Below are 2626 nucleotides of genomic sequence, written 5' to 3'. Positions count from 1 at the left end.
GGCCGGGTCGCGCCGGCGACCGCCGTGGTCAGCATCCGGGGTGAGACCGGCGCGTCCAGCTCCGCCGGAGGCGCGGCGGCCAGCAGCGCGGCGGGCAGCTCGATCCGGGCGAGCAGGCCCTGGGCGCCGCCGCTGAGGCGTACCCGGATGCCGTGCCGGGCGGCGAGGTGGCTGACCACGAACAGACCCATCCGCTCCGAGGCGGCCACGTCGGCGGCGGCGGGGAGGCCAGCACGATGTTGGCCTGTTCCAGCGCCGCCGGGCTCATTCCCAACCCCTGGTCGACGATCTCCACCACCGCGCCGCCGCCCTCGGCCCGGGCGCCCACCCGGACCACGGTGTCGGGCCGGGAGAAGGCGGTGGCGTTCTCCAGCAGCTCGGCCAGCAGGTGCACCAGCTCGCCGACGGCGTGCCCGACCACGTACAGGTCGGCCACCGACTCGCGGCGGACCCGCTGGTACTGCTCGATCTCGGCGCTGGCGGCCAGCAGCACCGCCCCGAGACCGACCGGGCGGTTCCACCGCCGGGTGGACTCCGTGCCGGCCAGCACCAGCAGGCTCTCGTCGTTACGGCGCATCCGGGCGGCCAGGTGGTCCAGCTTGAACAGGTTCTCCAGCTGGTCCGGGTCGGCCTCCTCCCGTTCCAGGTCGTCGAGCAGCTCCAGCTGCCGTTCCACCAGCACCTGGCTGCGTCGGGCCAGGTTGACGAACATCGCGTTGACGGTGCGCCGCGTCTCCGCCTGCTCCACCGCGACGCTGACCGCGCTGCGGTGCACCGCGACGAACGCCTCGGCCAGCTCGCCGATCTCGTCGGAGGAACGGACGACCGGGGGCGGCACGTCGATGGTGGGCACGCCGCCCTGCACCGAGCGGAGCCGGTCCAGCGCGTCCGGCAGCTCGACCTGGGCGATCCGCAGGGCCTGCCCGCGCAGGCGCTGCATGGAGTTGGCGATGGACCGGCCGATGAGCAGGGCGAGCAGCACGGCGAGCCCGAGCACCACCACGATGCCGCCGACCACCAGCAGGGTGGTGCGCAGCCGGTCACCGCTGACCGTGTCGGCCCGGGTCACCGCGTCGTCCAGCACCCGCGCCTCCAGCTGGCGCAGCAGCTCCTGCCGCTGCTCGCTGGCGGCCCACCACTGCGGCGCGGGCAGCACCTCCGCGCGGGCGCCGCCGGTGGGCAGGCTCTTCTCCTCCAGCTTCATCGCCGCGACGAACGCCGGATCGACCGAGGTCCGGTCGTAGAGCCGGACCTGGTCGTTGGTGGCGGCGACCCGGAACGCGCCGAGCGCGGCCAGCTGCTGCGCCCGCAGGTCGGTCAGGGTCACCTGGTCGTCCAGGTCGTAGCGGCCCGCCCGGGCCGCGGCGTAGAGCTGCCCGCGGATCCGCGACGACAGCTCCTTGACCCGGGCGAGCTGCACGTACCGCAGCACCGCGTCGGTGAGCACCGGCTGCTGCTCCCCCGGCGAGGGCTCCGCCAGCAGGTTGAGCAGCGCCTCGATGGCCCGGTGGTAGTTGCTCAGGATGGTGTCGCTGTTGAGCACCGCCGGCGGCACCGCGGCCCGGATGTAGACCACCTGGTCGTACGCCTCCAGCGCCTCGCCGTACGCCACCCGCCAGGACGCGTCGGCGTCGGCCAGCGGCTGCGCGGCCCCGCGCAGCTCGCTGACGGCCTGGTCGGTGGCGGCCTGCAACGGCCGCAGCGCGCTGACCGCCGCGTCCCGGTCGGCCTCGCTCCCGGCCCGGCGCAGCTCGGCCAGCTCCCCCGCGGAGCGTCCCGCTCCTGCTGGAGCCGGTCCACCGCGGTGGTGATCTGCCGGCCGATGCCGACCTGCCGGGCGAAGTCGCTCAGCGCGGTGGTCTGCCCGACCAGCGCCGCGGTCTGCACGCCGGCCAGCACCAGGAAGGCCACGGACGGGATGACCAGCACGGTGGCGAGCTTGGTGCGCATCCGCCAGTCGCGCAGCCGGAACGGCGAGCGCCGCCGGTGAGGTACGACCCGGACGGCCCCCCGGCTCCGACCACCCTGCTCGCCCTGCCTCGGGTCGGGACCTGCGCCCACACCTGCCTCCTCGGTCCCCCGCCTCCCCCGCGTCAGGGAGCGGGGTCCATCCAACCAGGCCGGCGAGCTGTGTCAACGGGGCGTGCCACAGCTCCGGTCAGGAAGCGACGCCGGAACGCTGCGGCGCGCGTCCCTCGTCGAGCGGGGCGGTCACCGCCAGCCGCCCCGCCTCGGCCAGCCGGCCCAGCGCGACCAGCGCCGCGCCGATCGCCCCGATCTCCGGCTCGGCGCAGTGCCGCACCGGGCGGGGCGCCAGCGCCGTGGCGAACGCCGAGCGCACCACACGGAGGCAGCCATCGCTCCCCCTCCGAGCACCACCTCCATCGGTGTCTCGACGGTGGACTCCAGCACGGCCAGATCGTCGGCGACCATCCGGCACAGGCCAGCCATCAGTCCGGCCAGGATCTCCACCCCGGTGGTGGCGAAGCTGAGCCCGCGCAGCTCGCCGGCACCGGCCGGAGCGAACCCGGGTGGCCGGTCGCCGCCCAGGCGGGGGTCGGCCGTCACCGCGCACCGTCCGGCGGCACCCGGGCCAGCGCCGCGTGCAGCTCCGGGCCGTCGGGCA

Annotated in this window: 2 protein-coding genes and 1 pseudogene; 1 reads left to right on the top strand and 2 read right to left on the bottom strand. The window is 75.6% G+C overall.

The window, feature by feature from the left end:
• Positions 1-28: 28 nt before the first annotated feature.
• Positions 29-1693: a nitrate- and nitrite sensing domain-containing protein gene (locus JNW89_RS34035; protein ID WP_238452158.1), complete on the bottom strand. Its 1665-nt coding sequence runs from the start codon at positions 1691-1693 to the stop codon at positions 29-31.
• Between the two features lie 114 nt (positions 1694-1807).
• Here JNW89_RS34035 and JNW89_RS34030 point away from each other — a divergent pair, with 114 nt between their 5' ends.
• On the top strand, positions 1808-1990 hold the full coding sequence (locus tag JNW89_RS34030) for a hypothetical protein (protein ID WP_238452157.1): 183 nt from the start codon (positions 1808-1810) through the stop codon (positions 1988-1990).
• A gap of 168 nt (positions 1991-2158) precedes the next feature.
• On the opposite strand, the pseudogene JNW89_RS34025 reads toward JNW89_RS34030, so the two are convergent.
• Positions 2159-2626: pseudogene (locus JNW89_RS34025) on the bottom strand (FGGY-family carbohydrate kinase); the annotation flags it as partial.

It is taken from the genome of Micromonospora sp. 4G55 (genome assembly GCF_016803375.1).
This window is presented reverse-complemented; position numbering and strand designations above follow the sequence as displayed.